Genomic DNA, 542 nt, shown 5'->3' on the forward strand with positions numbered 1-542 from the left:
CGGCAAGGCAGATATGGTCAAAGCTGTCGATGATGTTACGTTTGACATCTACGAAGGCGAAACTTTCGGACTTGTTGGCGAATCCGGTTCAGGTAAGACAACTACCGGCCGAAGCATCATTCATCTTTATAATCCGACTGACGGTCAGATTATCTTTGACGGAAAAGACGTAAGCAAACTTAATTCAAAAGAAGATCATCTTAAATTCTGCCGTGACATGCAGATGATTTTCCAGGATCCTTATGCTTCTCTCAACCCCCGTATGACGGTTGAAGACATTATTGCAGAAGGATTGGATATTCACGGTTTGGTCAAGACAAAAGAAGAACGTCGTGCCAAAGTTGAAGAATTGTTGGAAACGGTCGGTTTGAACAAAGATCACGCCAGCCGTTATCCTCATGAATTCTCAGGCGGTCAGCGTCAACGTATCGGTATTGCGCGTGCTTTGGCCGTGGAACCGCGCTTCATCATTGCCGATGAACCAATTTCTGCGTTGGACGTTTCTATTCAAGCCCAAGTTGTCAATCTGCTTAAAGAATTGC

General features: G+C 45.0%; 1 protein-coding gene. It reads left to right on the forward strand.

Translation table 11 applies throughout. The features are described from left to right. Nucleotides 1-542, forward strand: a 542-nt coding sequence (locus KJQ99_RS09550; protein WP_214150691.1) for an ATP-binding cassette domain-containing protein, incomplete at both ends; no start/stop codon positions are given.

It is taken from the genome of Campylobacter sp. 2018MI13 (genome assembly GCF_018501135.1).
Lineage (GTDB): Bacteria > Campylobacterota > Campylobacteria > Campylobacterales > Campylobacteraceae > Campylobacter_E.